The organism is Tunturiibacter lichenicola, assembly GCF_051013355.1.
GTDB classification, from domain to species: Bacteria; Acidobacteriota; Terriglobia; order Terriglobales; family Acidobacteriaceae; genus Edaphobacter; species Edaphobacter lichenicola_F.
In genome coordinates, this window is sequence record NZ_CP132944.1 from 1,522,981 (window position 1) to 1,549,584 (window position 26,604).

The following is a 26,604-nucleotide window of genomic DNA, read 5'->3' on the forward strand; positions in this document are numbered from 1 at the left end:
AAGATGGCCACGATAGCCTGTATCTTCGCTGTCAAGCCCCGAGTACCAATTACTCCTTCTAAAACAAAGACATAGCCGTGGCGTATTGGTTACCACCAACCCGATATACTGGATATATCTCTTGAAAAAGAGCAAAGCCCCGGCCACCGCTGGGGCTAAGTCGTTTAGAAAGACATATTTACCGATAACTCATTTGAAATCACATTTTTGCGAGGAGTCAAAATCGTAAAACACTAAAAATAAACGAGTTAACAAAGATACCCCCGGGGGCACCCCCTCTGATGACGGAGCAACTAGAACTTGTGAAACATGAAGAAGGCGCCAGCAACCAGACATGCGAAGGCGGCAAAGTGATTCCAATGCAGCTTGTCGCCGAAGTAGAAGGTCGAGAAGACCCCAAATACCGCCAGCGTGATCACCTCCTGAATCACCTTAAGCTGGTCGGGCGAGAAGGTCTTCGAGCCGATCCGGTTGGCAGGCACCTGCAGGCAGTACTCGAAGAACGCAATGCACCAGCTCACGACGATGACCTTCCAAAGCGGCACCTCCTTGTACTTCAGGTGCCCATACCAGGCGAAGGTCATAAAGATGTTCGAGCCGATCAGCAAAAGAATAGTCCACACAGTGTTCAGTCTCCTCGGAGTTGGGAAGGTTTAGGAAAGCTAAAACGATAAGATGCAAAGAGCATGTCGATCGCAGAAAATCTAATCCATCTCCACGAACAGATCGCCGCAGCCTGTCGTCGCGCCGGTCGCGACGAGAGCGAAGTCGAGCTGATGGCAGTCAGCAAGGTTCATCCAGTAGAGGTCATACTCGAAGCCTACGCCGCCGGGCAGCGCCTCTTCGGCGAGAACCGCGTGCAAGAGTTTCAAGAGAAGTCGCAACACCTCGCAGCACTCACCGATGCAAAGTTCCACCTCATCGGGCCCCTCCAGTCCAACAAGACAGGAAAAGCTGCGGAGCTGTTCGACGCAATCGACGCAGTCGACTCCTTGAAGATCGCTCAGCGGCTGAACACCGCCGCAGCAGCGCTCAACAAGAAGCTCCCACTCCTCATCGAGGTGAAGCTGAGCCACGAAGAGTCGAAGCATGGCCTCGCGCCAACAGAGTTACCTGCTCTGCTGACCGCGCTGAAGGAGCTGGAGTCAGTCGAAGCGGTCGGACTCATGACGGTCCCTCCGTGGTCGGAGGAAGCGGAGACCGCGCGCCCGTACTTCCGCGAGCTGCGCAGGCTGAAAGACGAGTCCGTGATTCGTTTCCCGAAGCTGACGCAGCTATCGATGGGCATGTCGAACGACTTCACCGTCGCCATCGAAGAGGGCAGCACCTGCGTCCGCGTAGGAACCGCACTCTTCGGCAAACGGGTGCCGGTGAGCGCGACGTGAGCGTGGAGATCGCCACTTTCGCTCAGGATGTAGCAGATGGATGCAGCATCGCAGTAAGGGTGCACCACACCGCACGAAAGAACGGAGTGACCGGCGTCCATGCAGGCGCGGTAAAGATCTCGCTGACCACTCCGCCAACCGACGGCAGAGCGAACGAGGCCTTGATCGCACTACTGGCCGAGTTGCTGCGAATACCTCGCGGAAGAATCTCGCTGGTATCCGGTGCTACTAGCCGGGCCAAGCTGCTTCGCATCACCGGAAAGAGCGCCGCCGAGGTTCAGGCGACGCTCTTTCCAGACGTTTTATGTTGAAGCGGCTACTTGGTAGTAACTTTAGCGCTCGGAAATACAGCAATGCTGTTCCCGTCCGCTGCCGTAACCTTTAGGTTTGTAGCATCCACAGTTGCATACGCAATCGTCATGCCCTTCGTCGCCTGAATCTCGACGTTCTTCATCACAACATCTTTGACCGGAGATTCAGGAAGACCAATCACAACGCCAGCCCAGCCACTATCGACCGACCTCAGGTTCTCGATGGTAATGTCGTGAAAGAAAGGCGTGAGTCGCTGAACCGGCTCTGCCGCAACCTCGCCCTCAGGCAACACCTTCGGGTAGTACTCGCTGATCAGCACCGAGGTCTTCACGCCCTCCATCGTGATGTCTCTGAAGGAGATGTTGCTGACGTCGGCTCCGCGATCGCGATTTGCCTTGATGCGGATGCCGTTATCCGTGTCCTTGAAGTGGATTCGCGCAGCGTGGATGTTCTGCGCACCGCCCGCGATTTCGCTGCCAATCGAGAGTCCATGACCGTGCTCGAACTCGCAGTCGGTAATGGTGATGTTCTTGCTCGGATCGTCAGGACCAGGAGAGTTGATCATGCCGCTCTTGATGGCAATGTCATCGTCGCCAACGTCAGCATAGACATGGTCGATCACGACGTTGCTGGAGCTGAAGGGATCAATCGCGTCGGTATTCGGCGAGTGAATGTCGGCGAGCACCTTGATGTTGTGGATCTTGACGTCATCTGAGTAGTACGGAACAAGTTGCCAGTAAGGAGAGTTCTGGATGGTCACGCCTTCCACGAGCACGTGCTTGCAGTGATCGAAGACAACGAGCCGCGGCCGCGTGTTCTCGCTGCCGAGCACACCCGAGTTCTTAGTGCTCCGAGCGATCTTCCACCAGCTCGCTCCCGCTCCGTCGATGATGCCACCGCCGGTGATCGAGACATGCTCGGCATTCGTCGCACTAACGAGCGACTGATAGCCAGGTCCCCTGAACTCGGTCTTCTTCGGGTAGTCATCGTGATCCGACGATCCGAGCAGAGTCGTACCTACGGCGATGTCGAGGGTGATGTTGCTCTTTAGCACGATGGGAGCAGAGAGAAACGTTCCACGGAAAAGCTTGACAGTCCCGCCGCCTGCTTTCGCGCAGTCGTCAATCGCAGCTTGAATCGCCTGAGTATCTTTAGTTGCGCCGTCGGCTTTGGCTCCATAGGCTCGTGCATCACAGACCTTACCCGAGGCCATCGCCGGTACAGTCACGGTAATCAGTATGGCCACGGATACTGCTATCGCCGAACGAACGCTCAAACGGTTCATCGCCTCTCCAAGAGCGCTCATGCGCCCACATGAATAGTACCCGTAATTGGTCATACCACGCATCCGCGACGCGCAGAGGTCAAGGATTCGTTACACTTCGGGCAAGAGCACTGATTGGCTGGATCGAATCAAGCTGGCCGAAAGATGAGTCATGAGTGAATCCTCGCCCGAACATTCGGGCCCGAAGACTGAGAGTCGAACGACGGTCAACGCGGAACGGTCGGCCTCACACGAACTACGGCGTGGATTGTCTACCGGATCAGCGCTTGGACTCAACGTGATCGACATGGTTGGAGTCGGACCATTCGTAACGTTGCCCCTGATTGTCGGCGTGATGGGCGGACCTCAGGCAATGCTCGGGTGGTTGATGGGAGCGCTGCTCTCGCTCTGCGACGGTTTGATCTGGAGTGAACTGGGAACAGCCTACCCCGAAGCCGGTGGCTCGTATGCCTATCTCAAGTACTTGTACGGAGAGAAGACCTGGGGGCGGGCGTTTTCGTTTCTTTATGCATGGCAGCTTCTGATCAGCGCGCCGCTTTCGATCGCCTCGGGATGCATCGGATTCTCGCAGTATGCATCATTTTTCCTTCCATCAGCTAGTCATACATTTGCCGCCACATCACTGTTTGGCGTCCCCGTAGTCCTGAGCGGACAGACACTAATCGCAATGGCCGCTTGTGGCATCGCGATAGTTGTTCTGCATCGCAGCATATTCGCCATTGATCGAATTGTGCGATGGCTTGGGTTAGTAGTTGGACTTACGTTGGTGCTAGTGATCGTCGTAGGCTTCATGCACTTCAACGTTCATCGCGCCTTTAACTTTCCTGCTGGGGCATTTCACCTCAATGGTGCGTTCTTTGCCGGACTTGGGGCTGGTATGTTGATCTCTGCATATGACTATTGGGGCTACTACAACGTGTGTTTCATGGGAGCGGAGGTACGCGATCCGCAAAGGGCGATTCCGCGCGCTGTACTCGGATCGATCGGCGTCGTTGCTACGCTTTACCTGCTGATGGACATCAGCGTGCTCGGTGTGCTGCCATGGCGCGAGATGACGCAGAACACAGATAGTCACGCACGATCGTTCACTATGGCTGTATTCATGGAGCGGTTATATGGACACACCGCAGCTGGCGTTATCGTTGTGCTGATTGCGCTGTCAGCGCTGGCTTCCGTGTTTGCGTTGCTGCTGGGATACTCACGCATCCCCTTCGCCGCTGCAAGAGATGGTAACTTCCCGGCCTGGTTTGGTGTGCTCCACCCAAAGCACCGCATTCCGATGCATTCCCTATTGACACTCGGGAGCATCACTCTGTTGTGCTGCATCTTCCGCCTGCAAGAGGTCATCACGACGCTGGTGGTAGTACGGATTCTGTTTCAGTTTCTGTTGCAAGGGACGGCTGCTCTGTTGCCAAAGCACCGCCGCGAGCGGAGGATACGAGGGTTTCAGATGCCGTTATATCCGCTGCCGGTGCTGCTGGCGCTCGTAGGCTTCGTGTTTATTCTTTTTTCAAGGCCGCACTTCCTGCGAGAGATGCGAACCGCTGGGGTGATCCTTATCGCTGGATCACTTGTGTATGTGCTTCGCTATTTCAGCAAGTGGAATCAAAGCGAAAACATTCAGACGGAGCGATAAACTGCGCGTGGCTTTGGACTATTTGTAGCCGAACCCATAGGTCACGCCAGTGGCAATACGAATATTATTCTGACGATCATTTTTTGCATTCGGTATCTGCGTGTAAACGTAGTCGATTTGGGCAACGGTTAATCCGAATTTCCCCTTCAGCTTCGTGGATACTCCACCTCCAGCCGCCAGGCCAAACGCATTACGATTGATTGTGAACTGAAAGTTAACATCTTCCTTCGCCCCTCCGAACAATGCCTCAGCGTATGGAACGAAACGCTTCTCTGTGCGACGTGTGTAGCGGGCTCCAAAGAGATAGTTGAAGATGGTGATGTTCTGCAAGCTGTTATCGACGTTGGTTGCATGGCCGACCATTATATCAGCAACGACTCCCCACACAGGTGTTACGTTGAGCAGCACAGTCCCACTGCCACCATTGAGTGAAAAGCAACCGCATTGGCCAGGAGGTGCATTCGCGTGGAAATAGTTGTAGTTGGCTCCAAGTTCTAGTCGAGGTATTGAATCATAGGACCCGCCCGCCGATATTGCCTGAGCATGAAGTGCCCAGGGCAGAGCAAATATAAGTACAAGAAGCAAGGCGCTTCTAAAATGCATCATCTTCTCCTACTGAACAATCAAAGTTGCGGTTGCTGCGTGTTGAATGAGACCTTCGGTTCCGGTAACCGTGACGGTGTAGGTTTGAGGGTTGAGGGTGAAGTATCCACCGGCGCACCCACTGAGCGCAGCGATCGGCAAGAGCGAGCCGAGCATCAACAAGAGGAGAAGCAAGGTACGCGGCATCTTATTTCTGAGCCTCCGTACCGCTCCGATACCCACGAGGCCTAGCATCCCGAGAGCTATCGGCAGCCCCTTTCTGGAAGCAGGAGAGCTTGCAGGCTGGTCATTTTGTGCACTGAGCTTGGCGCTCGTTTGAACACTGAGAACCATAGCGGTAACGCCGCTTCCGGCTGCAACGGAGGAAGGCGTCAATGTGTAAGTCGATCCTGCAGGTAGTCCCGTCACCGTGACAGTTACATCGTTAAGGAAGGTGCTTGCGGTGATAGGTGCCAGACTGAAGTTGTATGTAGTAGATGCCCCGGGAAATATATTTTGGCTGGCGGGTCCGGTATTGGTGTTGGTGAAATCTTCGACTAAGTCGTTGGCGGGAGCCGACGTGCTTGGAGCAAAGGTGTTATCGCCCGAATAGATCGCTACGATCTGGTGCGATCCCGCAACAAGACTCGATGTCAATAAGATTGCACTTGCATTCGTACTGAGTGAAACGGCGACTCCGCCATTCGGAGTAAGTGTCGCTGTTCCAAGGACGACCGAACCATCCATGAAGGTAACTGTTCCTGTTGCGTTTGGATTTGGCGCTGTGACTGTGGCAGTAAAGGTGATTCCGCCGTTCACTAACTGCGCAGGTGTACTTTCGATGATCGTAATAGCCGTGGGAATCTTGCTTACAGTCTGCACCAGTATCGTAGAAACCGCCGAACTGTAGTTTGAATCACCGCCGTACGATGCCGTTATCGGGTGTGAACCGATGGTCAGCGCCGACGTCGCAAAAACTGCTACGCCAGCGGCACTCACTGGCCCTGTGCCGAGTGCAGTTGTGCCATCCAGAAAGGTTATTAAACCCGTCGCACCAGCGTGTACAGATGCCGAGAAGGTAACTGATTGGTTATATGCCGACGGATTGACAGAGGAAATCAGAGTGACAAGAGTAGCTACCTTGCCGACGGTCACCGCCGTTGGCGGGGATACTGCTGGATTGTCGTTTGCATCGCCCGGGGTAGATGCAGTGATGGAATCAACTCCCTGAGGGAGAGACGGAACTGTGATTGTCGCGGCACCACCAACGATTGGAGCCGAACCCAAAGGAGTTGAGCCGTTGGAGAAGGTGACTGTTCCTGTTACGCCCGGAGGGACTGTCTCGGTGATTGTTTCCGGAGTGTTGACGGGCAAGGTCGGGGAAGAGACAACAGGCGGCGGCAGAACGGGAGTTGCTTTGTTGACGATTTGTGTGAGGGGCGCAGAGCTAGCAGAACTATTGTTCGTATCGCCACCATAGCTTGCAGTGATGGGATGAGATCCGGCAATGAGCGTTGAGGTGGTGAGTGCTGCTGTTCCGTTGCTGACCGCTCCGGTACCGAGAATAGTAGAACCATCAAAGAATGTGACCGTGCCCGTTGCATTTGTGAGGATGGTCGCGGTAAACGTAACTGACTGGTTGACATTCGAGGGGTTGACAGATGAGAGCAGCACCACTGTGATGGTTGCTCTAGTGACTATTTGTGTAGTGCTGCCGGTCGCCGGATTGTTACTCGTGTCACCCCCGAAGCTTGCGGTGATGGGGTCGGTGCCGACCGGAAGAGACGTTGTCGATATGACGACTGTTCCGGTCGTTGGATTTACGTTACCGCTTCCGAGTGTCACTCCACCACTCGAAACCGTCACCGTTCCGGTTGTGCCGGGAGGCAAGGTCGTCGTTATTGTGACTGTTCCCCCGAAGGTGCTAGGTCCAGAGGTTGTGACGGTCACGGGCGGAGTAATTTTATTGACGGTCTGAAGCAGGCTCGTGTTTTCCGCTCCGTTGTTGGGGTCGCCATTGTAGGTTGCGGTGATCGTGTCAGATCCTACAGGCAAGGAAGAGGTGGTCACTGCAGCAGTCCCGTTGACAAGTGTTAACGTGCCCAGGACGATCGCTCCGTTTGTAAATGTCACCGTGCCGGTCGCGGTGCCAGGAAGGGTGGCTGTGAAGGTCACGGATTGATTTAGCGTGGAGGGGTTAAGAGATGAGGTTAGAGAAATTGTTAACCCGACTTTGTTCACGATCTGGGTAGCCGTCCCGGTGGCCGAATTGTTGTTCGCGTCGCCGCTATAAGAAGCTGTGATCAGGTCGCTTCCCACCGGAAGTATGGACGTGGAGATGCTTACCGTTCCAGTTGCAGTGTTGATAGTCCCGGAACCTAGTGTTACACCGCCGCTGGTGAATGCGATGCTCCCGGTTGTTCCGATTGGGACGCTCGCGATAATAGTAACTGAGCTACCGAATATGCTTGGTCCGGAGGCAGTTACTGTGACTACAGGCGTGGCTTTACTGATCACCTGTATCAAAGTTGCGCTTGAAGTACTGTTATTTGAGTCGCCATTGTACGTTGCAGTGACAGTCACCGAGCCGGTAGGTAAGGCTGTGGTAGTCACGGTTGCAACACCGTTCGACAAAGCTGGTGAACCCAAGATGGTCGATCCGGCTGTAAAGGTTACCGTGCCGGTGACGTTTGCCGGAAGCGCGGCGGTGAAAGTCACAGATTGGTTGGCGACTGAGGGGTTTACCGAAGACGAGAGCGTTACGGTTGGGGACACTTTGTTTACAGTCTGTGTCGTCGATCCAGTAGCAGAGTTGTTGGTCGCGTCGCCGCTGTAGGTTGCAGTTATTGTGTCCGTGCCGGCAGGAAGGATTTTGGTTGTTATTGTTACTGCGCCAGAACTCGAGGTTATGGTTCCGCTTCCTAGCGTGACGCCACCGCTTGTGATGACGATGGTGCCAGTCGGGCCGTTGGGGACCGATGCCGAAATTGAAACGGACTGACCGAAGATGCTAGGACCAGAGGTGCTTACTGTTACCGCCGGGCTCAACTTTGCGATCACCTGTGTCAGCGTAGCGGTGGAAACATTATTGTTTCCGTCTCCACTGTAGGTCGCTGTGATGAGATCGCTGCCAAGCGGCAGTGTCGAGATAGTGAGAGAAGCTACGCCGTTGTTTATGGTCGAGTTGCCTAATAATGTTGAACCATTGGTGAATGTCACCGTTCCAGTTACATTCGTGGGAGAAAGTGTGTCGATAAATGTAACTGCGCTGCCAGGTAAAGACGGGTTGACAGAAGAGGTCAACGTCCCTGAAGTATCTACCTTGTTCACAGTCTGCGTTACCGTCCCCACCGCAGAGTTGTAGTTGTCGTCACCGCTGTAGGTCGCTGTAATCAGATCGCTGGGAGGTGTCAACAGGCTTGTGTTTATTGATACCGATCCTAAAGAAATAGTGCCAGATCCTAAAGAGAGCGAGCCACTAGTTAGAGTGATCGTACCGGTCGCTCCAGCCGTAACTGACGCCGTGATCGTAACCGACTGACCGTACGTACTGGGTCCAGACGTAGTGACAGTTACGGTCGGAGTCGCTTTATTGACTACCTGAACAAGAACAGGAGATACGTTGGAGTTGTATTGTGCGGTGATGTTGTGCGATCCGGCGGTGAGGCTAGAAGTTGTAATTGCCGCTTCAGTACCAGAGATTGCACTGCTTCCAATGTTGGTAGATCCATCGAAGAAGGCGATTGTGCCTGTTTTACCCGTGGCTACTGTGGCCGTAAAGGTGACAGCCTGTGTATAGGTTGAAGGGTTAGGCGAGGAGCTTATCAGGACATTAGATACTGTAGCTGTAACTGTATTCGAGGTGCTGGTGTCGTAGTTGGAGTCGCCAACGTAAACAGCAGTGAGGGAATCTGCGCCAATCGGCAGCGCAGTTGTCGTTATCGTGGCAACTCCGTTGAACAACTTTCCAGAGCCGAGAAGTGTTGTGCCAGTATAAAAATGTACGAGTTCGTTATTTGTGGTCGTGGTCGGCGGCCCAACCGTATAAGGGGACAGGACTGCAATCAACACGATGGACTGACCAGGCAAAATAGCAGAGGTGGCTGACGCAGTGAGCGTGAGTGAAGTGTTTACTGGAGCGGCAGTCAGAGGAACAGTGGAAGATAGACTACCGATAAAGATGGAATCGCCAGAGTAGCTTGCATCAACATTGTGGACACCGCTGCCGAGCGGAAACACAGCGACGTTGGTAAGCGCAGACGCGACAGAAGTTTGCTGTACCTGGCTGAGTGAGACGGCTGCGCGTGGAGTATCAGCATCGGTTCCGATGAGATCCGCGTTGCCGTCGTTGTTATAGTCTCCGGCATTGACTGCAAACGTGAGTGCAAACCCACCTATGCTTGGCTCCTGATAAGGCTGGAAGGTGCCATCTCCATTACCTTGATAGACCAGAGCGCCGGTGCTGCCACCAGCAATAATGTCCGGGATGCTGTCCCCGTTGACGTCTGCGAGGTGCGGGTCAGATGGGATATCGGAGGTATACGTCGTTGTGGGATGGAAAGTACCGTCACCTTTACCGAGAAGGACGAAGAGGCTTGGTCCGACGTTGTTATTGCCACTATTGGGACGCAGAATAGAACTGGAGACGATATCGGGAAAGCTATCAGCGTTTGTATCGCCGGTGGTGAGAAATTCCCCGATCTCACTGGCGACCGGTGCTGTGCGCGTCTGAAAAGCTCCTTTCCCATTCCCGAGAGCCACGTAAAGATCTGAAAGTGGGCTATTTGGTGCGGCTGTGTCGACAGCGTATGCTACGTCGTCAAAACCATCCATGTTGAAGTCTGCGACCACTACGCCATGGGCTAGGCTTGGAGTCGAAATAGTAGCTGCAGTTTCTTTGGTGAAAGTTCCATCACCGTTGCCAAGGAAGAAAGTTATGTCCTGCTGAGCGTTGTCTGAGACCACGATATCTATCAGACCGTCGCTATTGAAGTCACCGATAGCGACGCCACCTACATCACCCGTCGGGTAATAGGTAGGATTGGTTTGAAAGGTACCGTCGCCCTTGCCAAGATTAATGACAAGCCCGCCGTTGGCCTTTTTATCCGAGCAACCAAGTGCAATATCTGTCACTCCATCACGGTTAAAGTCAGCAAGAACAATCTGAACTGCTACTCCGACACTGCAGCCTGGGTAATTTACCTTTGGCTTGAATGTTCCATCGCCCTTGCCTAGAAGAACAGAGATCGTCGGCGAAGCATCGCCTGTTACTACGTCAAGATTGTTGTCTGTGTCGAGGTACGCCGATGCGATAGCAACAGATCTCTCGTCTGACAGTTTAGTACCCGGAGGAAATGTACCTCCGATAGCAAAAGGTTGATTTTGAACAAACGTTGTGGACAGTGTGGAAACGACTAGATTCTCGCTACCAAGAAGATTATTACCAACACTCGTATCAAGAAATGAGATTGTTCCCGTTGGCCCGTTGTTCAGCGAACCAAAGCCAGCGACAGTGCCTGTGAGGCTATAGTTGCCGATAGAACCAGTGGATGAAAGCGTGATCGATGAGGTGTGGGTTCCCGTCACTGAATAAGTAACGATGTTCGAATCGCTGGTTGCATAGGAGTTGTTGGCTCGAAATACGGCCTTATAACTGTGGTTGCCAATAGGACCACTCCCTATCTTCACCGACGCAGTAGCACCCGGAAAGGTCAGTTGGGCGATTCCGAGAGCAGAGTTGTTTTCGCAGAATTTAGCGGTCGCTTCGCAGAAGAGCACTAGACCTGCCGTAATCGGCGCGTTGCCTGCCGTGACGGTCGCCGTCAAAATGATCGGGGTCTGATACGGAACTGAGGTGGCTGAGATCGCCAATGTCGTTGTCGTGGGCGTTGGCGTCGCTGCAAATGCCGCGCACACCGTCGTTACCATCATCACAAGGGTGAACAGGGCTCGTGCGTAGGAACTCCCAATCCAGACAAAAAAAGTAAAACAAGAAAAACGGTGAGACAAGTGTGTCATAAGGGGCCTCTTGGCTTGTTACCGCACCAAACTTTAGTACTCAACGTAACTCCCTATGTGGTAACCACCTATTACACGAAAGTTGCACCGGTCGGAGGAATCAAATGGCCATTGTCTCGCCTGCATCTTTCGAAGAATCGAGTTGGCTGAAGTCTGGCCAACCAAGTTCATCAAGACGCTTAATTTTCGTCAGTCAAGAGATAGAGCGTCCTGGCAAGGCACGACGCCGCTTCACAAAACGCAAAAAATAGCGGAGAAGCTACGCCTCATCCGCTATTTACTAAACGATTTGACCTGGTATTGAAGAGACCGCTGAATGACTTAAGCGAAGAATCAATTTTATTCCGCGACGACGGCCTTGACCAGATTCCTTGGCCTGTCAACATCGATGCCACGACTGATTGCCAACACGTAGGCAATCAGTTGAAGAGGCACGACCTCGAGAATTGTAGACAAAAGGTCGTTGCTGGCGGGAATGAAGAGACAGGAATCGCTGTACTGAGGTACTTCCCGATCGCCTTCGGTGGCTAGAGCGATGATCCTGGCTCCTTGGGTACGCATGTCCTTCATCAATTGAAGAACCTTCGAGTACCGCAGGAGTGAATCGGGATCACCAGCGTCGGCCGTCGCGATCATAACCAACGGAGCGCTCTTGCTAACGAGTGCATTAGGCCCGTGCTTCAGTTCGCCGGAGGGATATCCTTCGGCATTGAGGTATGCGGATTCTTTGAGTTTGAGGGCGCCTTCACGAGCGATAGCATAGTGTGCAGCACGACCGAGGTAGAGAAGCGTGCTGGAGTTCGCGAGTTGCGGGGTTAGTGCTTCAATCTGTTTTTGCCAACCTGGTAACGAAGACTGAATGAGCGAGGGGACTTCCTGCAACTCACGGCCGTGCGCCTCGGCCGTCTGGAGGGTCATGCGGCCGCGGAAGCGCGCTAAATGCAGAGCGAGAGAGTAAAGCACAGCTAGCTGAGTCGTAAAGCTCTTCGTTGCTGGTATTGCCTTCTCGATGCCTGCGAAGGTCGGCAAAGAAGCGTTCGCCTCCGTTGCCATGCTGGAACGAGCATTATTGGTGATCGCAACAGTAGCAAGTCCGCGGGCCTGGGCTTCGCGCAGAGCGGCCAGTGTGTCCGCCGTCTCGCCCGATTGAGAGATCACCAGCACACCCGGGTTGTGCAATGTGTGCGTCGAGCGATAGGTATATTCGCTTGCGTACTCGACATCGACAGGAATACCTGCAAGGTCTTCCAGCATGATCTCGCCAGCAAGACCGGCATGGCGGCTGGAACCACTGGCAGCAATGACAAGCCGCTCGCGCCTGCCGAAGGCATCGACTGCTGGCTGGAAGGTCTCTGCAGTCGAGGCCCCTCCAGGGATGTAATGCTCAATGGTAGCGGCAAGCGCCTGTGGCTGCTCATAGATCTCTCGCAGCATGGCGTGAGGAAACGCGGTGGTCTCAGGCGAGTTGGGCGTAGATTCAATCATGTCGTTTCGCATCCAGAGTATCTTTCTATAGCTCAGCCTATGGGGGTTGGGTCTGGCCCGCAGGAGACGGTACGTGAGTCTGAAGCTTCCTGTTCAGATGGCGAGAACGGACTCCGTCTCCATGGATCGGATGTGGGATTGTTCTCCGCCTTACAAGAGGCCTACATTTGCGATGCAATTCTTTTAACTTTCCAAACCTGTATGTACGACTATACTGGATTCGCAATATCAAGGACAGTGTTACTTCAAGGGAAACATCCAACGGTATTTCTGCTGTTCCCTCATCGTGCGCACAAGCCTTCAGAACATGGTTAACTTAAACCTGCGCTCAGACTCGGAGCAATGAAAGGGTAGCAATGGTCAGTACAATAGCGGCGCGGCGACTCCTCAGCAAAGGACGGGTGTTGGAGTATCCGCTAGTTAGCCTGGAAGACGGTCGCATTCGCCATATCGAAGGCTTAAGTGCAGCGGAACACAAGCGGGTGGCCGCCACGCATCGCTTTCCGGATGCGACTCTAGTCCCGGCCTATATTGATATTCACATTCATGGGTGTGCGGGGCACGACGTTATGGAGGCAAGTTCTGAGGCACTGGATACGATTGGAGCGTATCTAGCGAGCCGCGGCGTCGGAGCCTACTTTCCTACAACTGTCACCTCCCCGAAAGACGAGACCCTGCGCTCACTGGCTGGATTGGCGTATGAGATCGGTCGACGCCAAGAGACTTCGCTTCACGGAGCGACCCCTCTGGGCATCCACCTGGAAGGACCATTCCTTTCGCACTTGAAGCGCGGAGTACATACAGACGCACTGCTGGAAGCACCTTCGATCCCGCTATTCGACCGTTTTTGGCAGGCCGCCGAAGGCCATATTCGTCTCATGACGATTGCCCCCGAACTACCAGGTGCCACGGAACTCATTTCACATGCAACTGCTTTGGGTGTGCGCTGCAGTTTGGGGCACAGCGATGCGTTGGTGTGTGAAGCTGAGGCTGGTTTCGTGGCCGGAGCGCGCTCGGCAACGCATACGTACAACGCGATGCGCGCTATCGATCATCGCGAACCCGGATTGGCGGCTTTTGTGCTCGACAAGCAATCATTGTTTGCCGAAATTATCTGCGATGGCATTCACGTCGACCCTTTGATGGTGAGGCTGTACTTCAAAGCAAAGGATGAGGACCGTATTATTCTCGTGACCGACGGCATGAGCGCAACAGGCATGCCGGATGGGACTTATATGCTTGGGGATATGCAGGTTGAGGTACGTGACGGGCGCTGTACCTCTAATGGTGTTCTGGCCGGAAGCGTTTTGACTCTGGACCGCGGAGTTAAAAATCTCATGGAGTTCACAGGAACTGCTCTCGGTACGGCAGTGGCCGCAGCTTCCCACAACCCTTCGCAGCTTATGGGAATAAGTAACAGTTGGGGAAGTCTTGAGGCAGGCCGGGCAGCGAACATTACTGTTGTGTCTCCAACAGCAGACGTAATCGAAACTTTTCTGGCGGGACACTCGACGATTGCATCCGAAAGATCTGTTACCTCTTCGACTCGCTAGGCAGGTAATGAGAGCGGTTCCCCCTTGGCATTGCCATGTTGCGATTTGAAACGTATGTCTAGACAACTGAACGGGGATAAGACTAGAAAGACAAGAGACGAAAATCCAGGTGTCGAATCACGGCGGTGGCAAGCTACCGACTCGGAGCATTCTGCGGACTAGCATGCCAACGATGTCAGAAAACGTTTTAGGAGATAGATCGTGAAGTCGCAGATTCAGTCTGATCTAACGGTGCGTCCTTTAGACAAAAGCGGATTTATTCCGCTGTACTACCAGATCCAACGAGCACTTATGGAAAAGATCCACTCCGGTGAGCTGTCGACCGGGGATCCGCTTGCGTCGGAAGAAGAATTGGCTCGCATTTACCAAGTGAGCCGGATGACAGCTCGTCAAGCCTTGCATGGTCTGAAGACGAGCGGTTTCGCTGTTAGTCAAAAGGGCCGTGGCACATTTGTGACCCGTCCAAAACTCGAGAAGAACATCATGCATCTGCGCGGCTTTACCGAGGATATGAAGCATCTTGGTATGGTTCCGAGCTCGAAGCTGCTGGAACAAACGGTGGTGAAGGCAACTGCAGAGCTTTCGGAAAAATTGCGGGTTGAGACGGAAGAGGTTGTGATGCGGCTGCGACGCCTCCGATTGGCCGACGGAATTCCAATGGCACTTGAAGAGTCGCACATACCTTTGAAGCAGTTTCCCGGTTTAGAAAAGATCAACTTCACGAAACAGTCTCTGTATTTTGTACTTCGTGAAAGCTTCGGCGTCCGCGTTGGATGGGCAGACGAGGTAATTGAAGCTTTACCTGCAACCCGCGAAGAGTCTGAGTTGCTGACGATACCAAAGAAGGCAAGCATCCTGTCTATCTCGCGAATCATTATGACCACGGAGGAGACGCCGATCGAGGTCGCGTGTTCGCGCTATCGTGGTGATCGCTATCGCGCTTCAATCCGGGTTCCGACAACAACTATTGAATAACGCCTCGATTTAGTGAGTTTGCGGTTCCGGTCGCATTCGTATTGCGATGGCCTCTGAGCGCAAAGAAGAGGATGTACACATAACAGAGTAAAACGGTCGCAAAGCTCCGCTGATATCCGAACTTGTCCGCTAAGAAACCCTGAATTTCAGGAATAACAGCTCCTCCTACGACCATCATGATGAGTATTCCCGACCCTTGGCTCGTGAATTTTCCGAGACCCTTGACCGATAGCGGGAAGATGCATGGCCACATCACGGAGTTGAACAAACCGCAAGATACGATAGCCCACATCGCGACGTGTCCGTGACTCAGGATTTCGATCGCAACAAGGACGGCTGCAACAAGCGAAACGAAGGCTAGAGCACGCTGAGCCCTGATTTTGCGAAGCGCCCAAAACCCGATGAAGCGGCCCACCATCGAGGTAAACCAGTAGATTGACACGTATCGTGCTGCGTCCTGGTGACTCATACTTCCCATCGAGGGCTGGCCGAGGAAGTTGATCATGATGCTGCCGATTGCGACCTCGGCTCCTACGTAGAAGAAGATCGCGAGCGCACCCAAACGGAGATGCTTAAAGCGCCAAGCGCTGTTTCCGTAGGAGTTAGAAGTTCGATCGCTGTTCTCGATCAAGTTCGGAAGACTGACAAAGGCTGTGACAATGGCCATAGCGAAGGCACAGGTAGCCAATAGGACATACGGCATTCGAACGGATCGGGCCAACTCCGTTGCGGAAGCTCCTGCGGCAATGAAGATGAACGCAGCACCGACTTTCGGCGCTGTTGTGGTGGCTATCGAGTTGAACCCGCCCGCAAGATTCAGCCGCGAGGACGCAGTTTCAGGTGATCCGAGCGCGCCAACATAAGGATTGATCGCTACCTGTAGGAGAGCGAGACCGCTCCCAACGACGAACAGCGCAAATAAGAACAACGGATAAAAGACGATTATTGAAGCGGGAAGAAATAGTAGGAGACCAACTCCCATTATCAATAAGGCGAAGACTATGCCTGATTTGTAGCCAATCCTGCCGACGATCCAACCAGAAGGGAGCGACATGACAAAGTAGGCACCGAAGAAACAGAACTGAACCAGCAATGCAGCAACGTTGTTGAGATGAAAGAGATCTTTGAAGTGCGGAACGAGGATGTCGTTCAGGGCGGTAATGAAACCAATGCCGAAGTAAAGAGAGACCATCAGCATCAGCGGAACAGTATAGTTAGTGCCGGTTTCGACCGTTGCGATTGAACCTTCTTCAGCGACTCCGAGTGCCATTTCAATCCCTTGCTTCTCTAATGTCTAGATGACTATACAACTATGTACGTGATTCAGCGAAGGATTTTGATTGATCCTTCTGCTGCGTCGCGTGCACAAATCGGGTGGTGATCGTTTCGGGACGAGTTATTGCTGAGCCTACGACGACGGCTGTTGCGCCCAATTCGAGGGCGCACTGGGCTTGCGGGGGGTCCGTGATGTGGCCTTCTACGACGACGGGTACTGTCAAGTGTGCGATGAGGGATTGGATCATGGGCCAGGAAGGAGTGCGGATGCCGGCGGTCTCAGCGGTGTAGCCGTAGAGAGTGGTCGCGACGGCGTCGGATCCGGCGCGTTCGGCAGCTTGGGCGTCCTCGAGGGAGGCTATGTCGGCGAGGACGGGGCGATTGAGTTCGGTGTGGATGCGGGAGATCAGTTCGGGCCAAGGTTCGGCGGCCGTGAGACGTCGAGCGGTGCAGTCGAGAGCGATGATATCGGCTCCAGCGTCGCTGATAGCCTTGGCGGAGGCGAAGTCGGGAGTGATGTAGACGTCTCCGTTCGCATCATAGGCCTTGATGATGCCGATGATGGGAAGTTCCGTGATGGCGCGAAAGGCGGCGATGCGGGAGATGCCTTCGGCGCGGAGACCGCCTGCTCCGCCGCGCAGGACCGAGGCTGCAATGCGGGTGAGCGTGTCGAGATCGTCCAGCGGATCGCCTTCAGAGGCTTGGCAGGAGACGATGAGACGGCCGCGAAGGCGTTCGAAGACGGCGTTGAATGAGGCCTTTGAGCCTTGAGACACTTGGAGCGTTCCTTTTGGTCCCTTAGAGACTACTGTTGGACGAATGAAGCGGAACAACGCGCTGCAAGAAACAGAATATCTATAAATCGCGCTATTGTGGATGAGAGAAAAGGAGCGGTGATTTGAAACGGATTACGCGTCGTGGATTTATTGTTGGTTCGGCTGCTTTATCAGCGGCGGGAAGAATTGGATTTTCTCAGGCGAAGGATGGTGGACGGTTGTTATTGGTTGGGACGCAGACCTCGGGTACCAGTAAGGGAATCTATGCGTACTCGTTTATCGGCGGTGAGCTGAAGCTGATTGGGCTGGCTGAGGAGGCGGATAACCCTACCTTTATGGCTCTGGCTCCCGATGGAAAGACTTTGCTTGTGGCCAATGAGCTGGATGTGTATCAGGGGCAGAAGAGCGGAGCCGTTTCGACGTATTCGCTTGATCGAACCAGCGCGCGGTTGACCAAGATCAGCGAGGAGCCTTCGAAGGGCGGAGGTACCTGTCATGTCTCCTTCGATCACACCGGACGGGCCGCGTTCGGGGCCAACTATGGTGGAGGCAGCGCTGTGTCGTATGCGGTCGGTGCCAATGGTGCTTTGAGTCCGGCGGTTTCGTTCTTTCAGTTCAATGGGCACGGCCCCGACAAGGAGCGGCAGGAGGCTCCGCACGCGCATCGCGTGACGGTGTCGCCGGATAACCGCTTCCTGTTCGTCAATGACCTGGGGCTCGATGAGATTCATATCTATCGGCTGGATGCGGCGACGGCGAAGTTGACGCCGAACGAACCTGCGGCGTGGAAGTCAGCTCCCGGTGCGGGTCCGCGTGCGTTGCAGTTTCATCCGAACGGCAGATTCGTCTACTGCGTCACCGAGATGGCATCTTCGGTGGTGGTGCTGCACTGGAACTCGAAGGCCGGAACACTGGAGACGATTCAGGAGATCAAGATGAAACCTGACGACGTCTCAGTTGTTACGAATGGGGATGATATTGTGATCGATTCGCATGGCCAGTTCGCCTATGCGACGGATCGATTTGACGACATCATCGTTACGTTTTCAATCTCTGCCACGGATGGCAAGCTGACACTCGTGGACAGGACGCCGTGTGGAGGCAAGGTTCCGCGTCATCTCACGCTCGATCCGAGTGGACGGTGGCTGCTGGTGGCAAACCAGGAGTCCGACACTCTCTCGATATTCTCTCGGGATGTGAAGACCGGAAAGTTAACTAACACGGGGACAACCGTTCCGCTGGCACGACCGCAGTGTCTGGTCTTTGCTTAGCATCTTTCCAGGGGGGCACCCCCCCCCTATTACCCGCGCGTAAGCCATTTATAAACAATCGTTTACGGGTCGCATCTCGTTGCAAATACGTCATTCTAAATGGCTTACAGCTAAATACGTCCAACCAAACGAGTTATCGCTTTTATCCCTTCGAAAATGGAAAAAGCCCCGAAGATCGTGGGGCTTTTTCCATGCTTGATTTAAGTATAGCTGCTGGAAGGTAACTCATACGCCACGCGAATGTGCTGGATTGGCGCGGGTTTTCGCAAGTTGGGGGCTTGACAAGATTTCGGTGCATTTTATCGGCAAAACACGAACTGTCGATAGATTCCGAAAAGCGCGTTTACTGTTACGAATCAGCTTCTGCACGCATAACAACGTCATTGAGTGTTTGCCCTGCCGGAGAACAATCGCAGGGCGTGCGGCGGCGTCTCACTCTTGTTATTGCAGAGCCTCCGCGATTGCAGAGCAGTTTGACGAATTCTCCAGGGTCAGTAGATGCGCTTTCCGGTGATGGTGTATTTCGCGTCTGGAGGATCCTCCTCTGAGACGATCACCTCCGCAGGCTTCTTCTCTTCCACAGCTTTTATCGCCTCAGCAACTTTCATCGCCTCTGCAGGCCTCTTCACCTCTGCATGGCTCATCGCCTCTGCGGGTTTCACCGGTTCCGCAGGTTTCGTCGGCTCTGTAGGCTTCAGCGGTTCCGCAGGCTTCAGCGACTCTGCTGGTTTCATCGGCTCCGCAGCTTTCATCGGTTCGGCTGGTTTCATTGCCTCCGCAGGTCTCATCGTCTCCGCAGGTTTCAATGCCTCTGAAGGCTTCTTCTCCTCTGCGGGCTTCTCTGGGATCATCGCCCACGCGAAGCCGTGCGCCAGCCACAAAAAGAAGCTGGCGAAGAGGCACACCACAACAAGGCCAGCGAAGAGGAATACCATCTGGCCTTTCGTGTTGGAGTCGGCATACAACCCGATTGCGAAGAAGGCGACGGTTGCGAATGAGAAGCCGCCCGCGTAGCGCCCTAGTCTACGCGATAAAACACCCATGCGATTACTCATTTTGATCCTCCGTCGCTTGCGAAATAGACTCTGGAGAGCTTATTGAACAGAGCCGGTTACCTGTCCAGAGGTCGCACCCTCCGTCTTGGGCTTCAAGTCTATCCCGATTCTTCGAGGTTAGTGTGCAAATTACCAGTTCGTGGACTTGTGAAGAAGCGGGGGTTCGGGATTCGCGGCAGCAGGCTCAGTTTGGGCTGCCAATTTAGGAACTCGATTGAGACGATGCCAAGTCACTGGATTTTTACATTGTGCTGAGACCACGTTCCACCATGATGACGAGCCGCTCACCGAGCGCCAGCACCGTTTGCGGCGGCATCGCGTGGAGCGGTCCCTCAAGCACCAGAAGAGCCAGCCCATGCACTGTCGACCACGCAAGATATTCTGCTCCTTCACGAGCTTTTCGCTTGAGCAAGCCGCACTCCTGCATGCGATCCAGTGCCAGCGAAAGAAGTTGAAACGGATTCAGGCCCATGGATGCAGTATTGGCCGGATCAGGAGAATGAACCGGCGGTGGAACCGAGAAGGCCGTGCGAAACATCCCAGGCTCTCTCATCGCGAACCCCAGATACCCCATGCCCACTGCGCGTAGACTCTTTCTCGCAAATGCCTCCGGATTGCGTCCTGGACGGCACTTCTTCAACTCGTCTTCAATCGCCGCCGCCAGATGCGAGATGCACACCGATCGCACCGCGTTCAACAGCGCCGACTGATTGGCGAAGTGCCTGTAGGCGGCATTGGGGGAGACACTTGCCTGCCGGGTCGCCTCTCGCAGAATGACTGCATCGGGTCCTCCAACACGAGCCATCTCAAGGCCGGCTATGAGGAGCGCGTTGCGCAGATCGCCATGACGAAAGGTCTTGCGTTTCTCAACCGTGACGTTCTTGTTCATTGTCTATTCAAGAAAAGTGTACCGCGGAAAGGGGTGATTGTGGACAGCATCCACTTGTCAATGGTAGCGTTTGTGGACGGTGTTCACTTGATAGCGACTTGTCGCTCAATGGAAGGTGCAAAATGGCAGACGGATTCATCTGGTACGAACTTGTCACGAACGATATGGACAAGGCAGTCAGCTTCTATAAGAAGGTTGTCGGATGGGATGTCAGGGACGCCGGCATGCCTGGATTCACCTACATGATCTTCGGTAAAGACGGCAAAGACGTCGGCGGAATGATGACCTGGGCTGGCGCTGGCGCGCCTGAGCTCCCTGCCCAGTGGGTGGGCCACATCCACACTGCAAATCTTGATGACGAGCTGAAGGCTGTAGCGGCTGATGGCGGAACGATTGTTAAGCCTGCTCAGGCTATCCCCGGCGTGGGGCGTTTCGCTGTCGTGATGGACCCGCAGAAGGTGAAGTATCTCCTCTTCGAACCGGGCAAACAAGATGCTGCGCCACGGCTGGGTCAGATGACAGTGGGCAACGTGGGCTGGCACGAACTGCTTACCGACGACTCCGCGAAGGCCTTCGATTACTACTCGAAGCACTACGGCTGGCAGAAGGACCTCGCGCACGACATGGGAGCGATGGGCACCTACCAGACGTTTCGGACCGACCAGCCTCTCTATACCGGCGGAATGATGAACCGCAAAGGGCCGGGCATGCCGGAAGATATTCCGCCACACTGGCAGTACTACTTCATCGTCGATGACATTGAAGCGGCGCAGCAGCGTGTGATCGACGCGGGAGGTAAGGTGCTTCTGCCCCCCATGGACGTTCCCGGCGGCTCACGGATCCTACAGGGTACGGACGATCAGGACGGCCACTTTGCCCTGATGCAGGGACCAAAATCGTAGACGCGATGTTTCCCTGGCCCTGAAAGCCGTTCCTGGCGCAGAGAGGGCCAAGGAAATATCGACACAAGTTCATTCGCGATTGGCCATGAAAAAGGCTGCGCCGGAGATCACTTTCAGATATATTCCGACTTGCATTGTCATTGGCAACTCCTCCGAGGTGCGCTTTGCGCATCGCGATAGGATACGAGCGCGAAATGCATATTCCCACCCAGACCTTGATTTACCTCGCGGTTGTGTTTGGCGTTTTGGTGGTTCCGCGGGCTCTCCAACGCTTTCGCCTACCTGCGCCGCTTACCTGCTTCGTCTCTGGAATAGTTGTCGCAAGCTTTTTCAAGTCGCTGGCAGAAGACAATGTCTTCTCTGTCGTGGCGACGCTCGGCATCGCGTCGCTCTTTCTCTTCGCGGGTCTCGAAGTCGACCTGCTGGAGATTCGCCGCCAGCTCCCCCGCCTCAGCGGACATCTGGGAGTTCGGACTTTGTTCCTCATCGGTGCGGCGTGGCTCGCTATGCGCTATCTGCATATGTCCTGGCAGCCCGCGGCGCTGTTGGCACTTGGCCTTTTCACCTCTTCGACGGGATTTATTCTCGACACGCTGCCCGAATCCGGTCTCGATGCGAGCGAACAGATTGAAGTGACCATCAGCGCAGTCGCAGGCGAGATTACAGCTTTATTAGTGTTATTTGTGGTCTCCCAGGCCGACTCGATCACGACGCTCGCGATCTCCAGCGGCGAACTTCTGCTGCTCATTATTTTCACCCCCATCTTCTTCCTTGCATTGAACAAATACGTTGTTCCTTATGCGCGGGGGTCGGAGTTTTCACTCCTGCTTATGGTGGGTATCATCTGCGCGGTGATTAGCAAGAGCCTCGGTGTCCATGTTTTATTGGGAGCCTTCATCGCTGGACTCGTCGCCGGGCTTCTGAAGGAACGTATGACCACAATGGCTTCTGACGAGAACCTTCATGCGGTGCGGCTGTTTGCCTCCTTTTTTGTTCCGTTCTATTTTTTCCATGAAGGGCTTGAGGTTCCCACGGACGCGTTGGTTCTGAGGGCGCTCTTATACGGCCTTGCTCTCTCGGCTGTCGTGATTCCGATCCGAGTCGTCAAGAACTGGATCGAGTGCCGTTATTTTTCCGGACGGACATCGCAAGGTGGGATTCGCGTCGCAGTTGCGCTTGTCCCGACTCTTATCTTTACGCTGGTTATTGCTGGAATACTCCGGACAACTTTCCACATAAACGACGCTCTCTATGGAGGACTTCTGGTCTACGCTGCCATCTCGACGATACTTCCATCTTTTGTTCTGCCAAGACTTGGTCAGCTTACTTCTGCGGAGATAGTTCCTGAAGCTTAAGGACGTCTCACTGGAGCTTCATCCGGGCTTCGAGCCGAGCAGAAGAGGTTCCGTCTCTACGAGCGTGAGAGACCTCACCATGTGCTGCGTCAGGGATTTGTACTTCTTGAAATGAGGAGATTGCAGATGGGCCTGATACGACGCCTGATCGCGATAGATTTCAAAGAGCCTGATCTGATCGGGATGATCTTTTACCGAGACGGCATATAACGTCAACACACCTGGCTCAATGCGAATCGAAGCCTCGATCTCCTCTTTGAGTGCGGCCTTGCAGGCTTCCAACTGGGCGGGATCGATCTCCAGCTCCGCCAGACGTACGATGCGGGGTTGATCTGGTTCTGCAGAGGCGCGAGGGCTCGCTACGATGAGACAGGATGCGATCACCGATGTAGTGAGGAATAAAAACTGTTTCGTGGTCATGCTTATCTCCTATCTCGTGTTGGCGCAGTCTCGGTTGCTGAGGAGCTACACTTTTCTTGGCTCTTAGCGGAATCGATTGAGCCGCCTCGACCCTAGTAAGGATGATCTTAGTGAAATCTGAATTTAGTGGGCAGGACGCGGAGCTTATTGCGTGGCGAAAGCAGAAGAGGTCGGAGCTTCTCGAATGGCGTGCTTCTTTTTCCGGTGAGGATCGCCTGCGCGCCAGTGAGATGGTGCTCGATAGGGTGTACTCACTGCTCCGATCGAATCGGGTAAGAGTTGCTGGGTTCTACTGGCCGTTTCGCGGGGAGATCGACGTGCTTCCCTTAATGCGTCGTTTTGTCGCCGAGGGCGGAGTTGGTGTATTGCCGATTGTTGTTGGGAGAGGACAACCGCTCTCGTTTCGTCTTTGGGAGCCGGAGGTTCGGATGGCTGCCGGTGTGTTCGGTATCCCTTATCCGGCAGAGTCTCGCGTGGTGGTGCCTGATACGTTGGTGGTCCCGGTGGTTGGCTATGATGACCGCTGTTACAGGCTGGGCTACGGCGGAGGCTACTATGACAGGACGCTCGGGGCGGCTGAAGCGAAGCCTCTTAGTATCGGAATTGGCTTCGCGTCTTTGCGACTCGAGACGATTGTGCCTCAGCAGTATGACGTGCCGATGGACTACATCGTTACCGAGGCGGAGACGATACGACGATCAGCGGAAGACGGTGCTGGTGTTTCTTCTGCGGGAGTTTCCTGACTCGATCAGGCAATGAATCGGTAGCAGAAGCTGGCTTGTGGGAGTTGATTCGGGTGCGGGTGAACATTGGGTCAGGTGTGGAGCTTCTGCATCTCGGATTCAAGCTTTGCAGTCCAGTCGGCGGGGGTTGATCCTTCGGGCATTGTGATGGTGTTGCCGATGCGGATCTCGAGGCGGCCCGTGCGGAGCCAGTTAGAGATGCCGGGCCGCAGTGTTGCGAGGCCAATCAGCGCGACGGGTAGAACGGGAACGCGGGATTGTGCTGCGAGCAAACCGATGCCGGGGCGGAATGCGGCCATCTGCTCGCTGTGGCTGCGGGTTCCTTCGGGGAAGATGAGGACTGATTCTCCTTGATCGAGGGCCTGCCCTGCGTGGGCGAAGCTGCGGCGGAAGCCTTGCAGGCGTGGGAGTGGGAAAACATTGAACAGTGCGGTGAGGAGCCAGTAGCCAGCTGGCGCCAGGAGACTTCGTAGGACGCTTCCCTGTTTGCGGCCTTGCCTGAGGTCTAACAGTACCTCGCCGGACATGGCGACTGCTACGTGCTGACGCAGGCGCACTGGCAGGGCATACACCACCATTGGGCTGTCGAGCATGGTGACGTGGTTGGCGATGATTAAGAGCGGGCCGGAGGGGATTGGAGTGCTGGGTGTGATGACGCGAGGTCCGAGGAGCACGCCTATCAGTGGTCTTACGATCGTCTCCAACGTGATTGTTCGGAGAGCTTTCACGGGCCAGAATGATGGCCAGCGTGGGTAGGTGTGGTTTTCAGCTAACGGTGGGTGTGCGTGCTGTGGCGATGATTCGAGATTGATCGCCTGGGGGTGTGTTGCGGGATTGGCTGGTGAATTGGCTGTGGGGTTGAGCGGAGATTCGCGCGTGCTGAGAGCGTTTCTGAGATCGCCTAGTGTTGTCATCGCTGCGATGTGGTCTTCGCTCAGCTCTACTCCCATTCGCTGCTCGATGGCGGAGGCCAGTTGAACTCGTCCGAGGCTGTCGAGGTAGAGGTCTTCGGAGAGGCGGAGGTTGTCGCCGCCTTGTACGCCTTCTACTCCTGTGATCTCGGCGATTAATGAGATGAGGGCATCGGTTTGTTGGACTGGGGTTGCGGAGCGATTCTGGATGGTGGCGCAGGCCCAGTCTTTTATCTTGCGGCGCAGGAGTTTGCCCGATGAGGTGTAGGGGAGTTCGAGTTCGGGCCAGCGGAGGGTGCGGCGGATGTGCTGGTACTCCGTGAGTGTTTGATTTGCGCCGCGTACTGCGCTCTGCAAGGCCGCGTCATCGCCAGAGAAGAGGACCACGCAGACTGGCTCGATGCTGCCTGCGACTTCGCAGGGAACTACAGCGCAGCCGCGTACGCCGAGCTGCTGGAGGAGCGCGGATTCGAGGTCGGAGGGATGGATGTTGAGGCCGCCAGAGGTGACGATGGTGTCGCCCTTGCGGCCGAGGAAGCGGAAGTCGCCTTCTTCAGTTTGTTCGGCCAGGTCGCCGGTGGCGAGCCAGTCGTCGTCGCGGGACTGCATTTGTCCGCGCTGCCATGTTGCGGTCGAGACCATGTCGCCACGGACGAGGATCTCGCCGGTGTCGCTGAGGCGGACTTCGCGGCCGGGGAGGGCTTTGCCGATGGTGCCTTTGCCGATGCGGAAGGGATGGTTGAGTGTGATGAGCGCTGCGGTCTCGGTCATGCCGTAGCCTTGGATGAGTGCGAAGCCGAGTTGATTCCAGAAGCTCTCTAATTCTTTTGGTAGTGAAGCTCCGCCTGAGATGACGGCCCAGAACTTTAGTCCGAATAACTGATGCACCTGGCGGAAGCGCCACCAGCGTTTTTGAATGGGCAAGCCGGTTGTGCTCTCCAATTCTGCGGAGAGTGTTGGGAGATGCTGCAGCAGGTGCGTTCTGAGGAGGCCGAGGACGCGGGGGACGGCGATGAGGACGGAGATTCGTTCGCTGCGGATGAGGTCGATGGTGCGCGCGGGCTCGAGTGCGTCGGCGAAGTGCAGTTCGGCTGCAAGAATTCCGGGTACCCACAAGCCCATGAACTGACCGAAGACATGGCTGAGCGGAAGTGTGTGGAGGAAGCGCAGGGGGTGTACCCAGCGCTCGTACTTGCGATACTTCGCGATCTCGGTTTCGATGGGGCGGAGGCTGGCGAGGACGTTGCGATGGGTGTGGACGATTCCCTTTGGCTCTGCGGTAGTGCCGGAGGTGAAGACTATTTGAAAGGGAGTGTCTTCCTGCACTGCGGCGTCGACGGTGAAGTTGGGTTGCGGTGGTAGATTGTCTGCTATTTGTGAGAGAGCGATCGTTGGGATACCGGCCTCGAGTGCATGGAGAAGAGTTGCGTCGCCGACGATGAGTCTTGGGGTTACCTCTGCGACTACGCGGTGGGCGAAGTGGGTTGAGCCGGCGGCGTCGAGGGGGACGGCGAGGACGCCGCGGAGTAGACAACCGAAGAATGCTGCGATCCAGGCTGCGGAGTTTTCACCCCAGAGGACGACACGCTCACCGGGGAGGATGTTGCGACGTTCTAGCTCGGCAGCGAATCTGCCTGTGAGCTGGGCGATATCGCCGTAGGTGGTTGTGTATCGTCGCACACCGCGGTGGGATACCACGGCCGTCTCGGTGGCGTGGCTGCGGAAGTCCTCGACGAGGCTGGCCAGGTGGGTTCTCATGCAGTTTGGTGTTGTGGG

20 protein-coding genes are annotated in these 26,604 nt (G+C 54.9%); 9 read left to right on the forward strand and 11 right to left on the reverse strand.

Going from position 1 to position 26,604, the window contains the following annotated elements:
- Positions 1-293: 293 nt before the first annotated feature.
- Entirely contained in the window at positions 294-623 is a 330-nt protein-coding gene (locus tag RBB82_RS06605) for a DMT family protein (RefSeq protein WP_433974324.1), read from the reverse strand.
- Between the two features lie 63 nt (positions 624-686).
- Here RBB82_RS06605 and RBB82_RS06610 point away from each other — a divergent pair, with 63 nt between their 5' ends.
- Positions 687-1,385, forward strand: a complete 699-nt coding sequence (locus RBB82_RS06610) for a YggS family pyridoxal phosphate-dependent enzyme (protein ID WP_433974326.1) — start codon at positions 687-689, stop codon at positions 1,383-1,385.
- Positions 1,382-1,696: a DUF167 domain-containing protein gene (locus RBB82_RS06615; RefSeq protein ID WP_433974327.1), complete on the forward strand. Its 315-nt coding sequence runs from the start codon at positions 1,382-1,384 to the stop codon at positions 1,694-1,696. The genes RBB82_RS06610 and RBB82_RS06615 overlap by 4 nt, the downstream gene beginning before the upstream one ends.
- Before the next feature lie 5 nt (positions 1,697-1,701).
- Here the strand turns inward: RBB82_RS06615 and RBB82_RS06620 are convergent, their stop codons facing one another.
- On the reverse strand, positions 1,702-2,982 hold the full coding sequence (locus RBB82_RS06620) for a glycoside hydrolase family 28 protein (protein ID WP_433974328.1): 1,281 nt from the start codon (positions 2,980-2,982) through the stop codon (positions 1,702-1,704).
- Positions 2,983-3,133: 151 nt separating this feature from the next.
- Between RBB82_RS06620 and RBB82_RS06625 the strand changes: the two genes are divergently transcribed.
- Positions 3,134-4,618 (forward strand): APC family permease, encoded by a 1,485-nt coding sequence (locus RBB82_RS06625; RefSeq protein WP_433974329.1) that lies wholly within the window; start codon positions 3,134-3,136, stop codon positions 4,616-4,618.
- An 18-nt stretch (positions 4,619-4,636) separates the two neighbouring features.
- Here RBB82_RS06625 and RBB82_RS06630 read toward each other — a convergent pair whose 3' ends face one another.
- The 3 genes from RBB82_RS06630 to RBB82_RS06640 all read right to left on the reverse strand — a co-directional run bounded on the left by RBB82_RS06630 (position 4,637) and on the right by RBB82_RS06640 (position 12,703).
- On the reverse strand, positions 4,637-5,224 hold the full coding sequence (locus RBB82_RS06630; protein WP_433974330.1) for an outer membrane beta-barrel protein: 588 nt from the start codon (positions 5,222-5,224) through the stop codon (positions 4,637-4,639).
- Positions 5,225-5,230: 6 nt separating this feature from the next.
- A complete protein-coding gene (locus tag RBB82_RS06635) occupies positions 5,231-11,218 on the reverse strand; it encodes a beta strand repeat-containing protein (protein WP_433974331.1) in 5,988 nt (1,995 codons plus the stop codon).
- A gap of 339 nt (positions 11,219-11,557) precedes the next feature.
- Positions 11,558-12,703, reverse strand: a complete 1,146-nt coding sequence (locus tag RBB82_RS06640) for an SIS domain-containing protein (protein ID WP_433974332.1) — start codon at positions 12,701-12,703, stop codon at positions 11,558-11,560.
- 356 nt (positions 12,704-13,059) lie between these two features.
- Here RBB82_RS06640 and nagA point away from each other — a divergent pair, with 356 nt between their 5' ends.
- Positions 13,060-14,256 carry an N-acetylglucosamine-6-phosphate deacetylase gene (nagA, locus tag RBB82_RS06645; RefSeq protein WP_433974333.1) on the forward strand — a complete coding sequence of 399 codons (1,197 nt, stop codon included), beginning with the start codon at positions 13,060-13,062 and terminating at the stop codon, positions 14,254-14,256.
- 201 nt (positions 14,257-14,457) lie between these two features.
- Positions 14,458-15,231, forward strand: coding sequence for a GntR family transcriptional regulator (locus RBB82_RS06650; RefSeq protein ID WP_433974334.1), 774 nt, complete (start codon positions 14,458-14,460; stop codon positions 15,229-15,231).
- Here the strand turns inward: RBB82_RS06650 and RBB82_RS06655 are convergent.
- Together RBB82_RS06655 and RBB82_RS06660 are read right to left on the reverse strand one after the other, a co-directional pair.
- Positions 15,221-16,501: a sugar MFS transporter gene (locus RBB82_RS06655; RefSeq protein WP_433974335.1), complete on the reverse strand. Its 1,281-nt coding sequence runs from the start codon at positions 16,499-16,501 to the stop codon at positions 15,221-15,223. The genes RBB82_RS06650 and RBB82_RS06655 overlap by 11 nt on opposite strands.
- 40 nt (positions 16,502-16,541) lie before the next feature.
- A complete protein-coding gene (locus RBB82_RS06660) occupies positions 16,542-17,282 on the reverse strand; it encodes an N-acetylmannosamine-6-phosphate 2-epimerase (RefSeq protein WP_433974337.1) in 741 nt (246 codons plus the stop codon).
- A gap of 122 nt (positions 17,283-17,404) precedes the next feature.
- Between RBB82_RS06660 and RBB82_RS06665 the strand changes: the two genes are divergently transcribed.
- Entirely contained in the window at positions 17,405-18,553 is a 1,149-nt protein-coding gene (locus RBB82_RS06665; RefSeq protein WP_433974338.1) for a lactonase family protein, read from the forward strand.
- 491 nt (positions 18,554-19,044) lie between these two features.
- Here the strand turns inward: RBB82_RS06665 and RBB82_RS06670 are convergent, their stop codons facing one another.
- Both RBB82_RS06670 and RBB82_RS06675 read right to left on the reverse strand, forming a co-directional pair.
- On the reverse strand, positions 19,045-19,608 hold the full coding sequence (locus RBB82_RS06670) for a hypothetical protein (protein WP_433974339.1): 564 nt from the start codon (positions 19,606-19,608) through the stop codon (positions 19,045-19,047).
- Positions 19,609-19,849: 241 nt separating this feature from the next.
- A complete protein-coding gene (locus RBB82_RS06675; protein ID WP_433974340.1) occupies positions 19,850-20,497 on the reverse strand; it encodes a TetR/AcrR family transcriptional regulator in 648 nt (215 codons plus the stop codon).
- A 122-nt stretch (positions 20,498-20,619) separates the two neighbouring features.
- Here RBB82_RS06675 and RBB82_RS06680 point away from each other — a divergent pair, with 122 nt between their 5' ends.
- Together RBB82_RS06680 and RBB82_RS06685 are read left to right on the forward strand one after the other, a co-directional pair.
- Complete coding sequence (locus RBB82_RS06680) at positions 20,620-21,399, forward strand: VOC family protein (RefSeq protein WP_433974341.1); 780 nt, start codon at positions 20,620-20,622, stop codon at positions 21,397-21,399.
- A 194-nt stretch (positions 21,400-21,593) separates the two neighbouring features.
- Positions 21,594-22,754, forward strand: a complete 1,161-nt coding sequence (locus RBB82_RS06685) for a cation:proton antiporter (protein ID WP_433974343.1) — start codon at positions 21,594-21,596, stop codon at positions 22,752-22,754.
- Between the two features lie 18 nt (positions 22,755-22,772).
- On the opposite strand, the gene RBB82_RS06690 is transcribed toward RBB82_RS06685, so the two are convergent.
- Complete coding sequence (locus tag RBB82_RS06690; RefSeq protein ID WP_433974344.1) at positions 22,773-23,174, reverse strand: putative quinol monooxygenase; 402 nt, start codon at positions 23,172-23,174, stop codon at positions 22,773-22,775.
- Between the two features lie 110 nt (positions 23,175-23,284).
- On the opposite strand from RBB82_RS06690, the gene RBB82_RS06695 reads away from it, so the two are divergent.
- Positions 23,285-23,917 carry a 5-formyltetrahydrofolate cyclo-ligase gene (locus RBB82_RS06695; protein WP_433974345.1) on the forward strand — a complete coding sequence of 211 codons (633 nt, stop codon included), beginning with the start codon at positions 23,285-23,287 and terminating at the stop codon, positions 23,915-23,917.
- Between the two features lie 71 nt (positions 23,918-23,988).
- Here the strand turns inward: RBB82_RS06695 and RBB82_RS06700 are convergent, their stop codons facing one another.
- Complete coding sequence (locus RBB82_RS06700) at positions 23,989-26,586, reverse strand: AMP-binding protein (protein ID WP_433974346.1); 2,598 nt, start codon at positions 26,584-26,586, stop codon at positions 23,989-23,991.
- Positions 26,587-26,604 lie beyond the last annotated feature (18 nt).